Genomic DNA, 1,229 nt, shown 5'->3' on the forward strand with positions numbered 1-1,229 from the left:
ATAACCTTATAGGTTAAGTTAGTAAGGGCGCACGGTGGATGCCTTGGCACTAGGAGCCGATGAAGGACGGGACTAACACCGATATGCTTCGGGGAGCTGTAAGCAAGCTTTGATCCGGAGATTTCCGAATGGGGGAACCCACTGCTCGTAATGGAGCAGTATCTTTACCTGAATACATAGGGTAATGAAGGCAGACCCGGGGAACTGAAACATCTAAGTACCCGGAGGAAGAGAAAGCAAACGCGATTTCCTGAGTAGCGGCGAGCGAAACGGAAGAAGCCCAAACCAAGAGGCTTGCCTCTTGGGGTTGTAGGACACTCTATACGGAGTTACAAAGGAACGGAGTAAATGAAGAGGTCTGGAAAGGCCCGTCAAAGAAGGTAACAACCCTGTAGTTGAAACTTCGTTCCCTCCAGAGTGGATCCTGAGTACGGCGGGACACGTGAAATCCCGTCGGAAGCAGGGAGGACCATCTCCCAAGGCTAAATACTCCCTAGTGACCGATAGTGAACCAGTACCGTGAGGGAAAGGTGAAAAGCACCCCGGGAGGGGAGTGAAAGAGAACCTGAAACCGTGTGCCTACAAGTAGTTAGAGCCCGTTAATGGGTGATAGCGTGCCTTTTGTAGAATGAACCGGCGAGTTACGATTTCATGCAAGGTTAAGCTGATGAAGCGGAGCCGCAGCGAAAGCGAGTCTGAATAGGGCGAATAAGTATGAGGTCGTAGACCCGAAACCAGGTGATCTACCCATGTCCAGGGTGAAGGTAAGGTAACACTTACTGGAGGCCCGAACCCACGCACGTTGAAAAGTGCGGGGATGAGGTGTGGGTAGCGGAGAAATTCCAATCGAACTTGGAGATAGCTGGTTCTCTCCGAAATAGCTTTAGGGCTAGCCTCAAGATGAAGAGTATTGGAGGTAGAGCACTGTTTGGACTAGGGGCCCTCATCGGGTTACCGAATTCAGACAAACTCCGAATGCCAAATACTTATGCTTGGGAGTCAGACTGCGAGTGATAAGATCCGTAGTCAAAAGGGAAACAGCCCAGACCACCAGCTAAGGTCCCAAAGTATACGTTAAGTGGAAAAGGATGTGGAGTTGCTTAGACAACCAGGATGTTGGCTTAGAAGCAGCCACCATTTAAAGAGTGCGTAATAGCTCACTGGTCGAGTGACTCTGCGCCGAAAATGTACCGGGGCTAAACGTATCACCGAAGCTGTGGATGGACACC

At 50.5% G+C, this 1,229-nt stretch carries 1 rRNA gene; it reads left to right on the plus strand.

Features of this window, described 5'->3' with window-relative positions:
- Nucleotides 1–11 precede the first annotated feature (11 nt).
- A 23S ribosomal RNA gene (locus AN964_RS00010) occupies nt 12–1,229 on the plus strand; the annotation flags it as partial.

The organism is Heyndrickxia shackletonii (assembly GCF_001420715.1).
In the GTDB taxonomy this organism is placed as follows: domain Bacteria; phylum Bacillota; class Bacilli; order Bacillales; family Bacillaceae_C; genus Margalitia; species Margalitia shackletonii.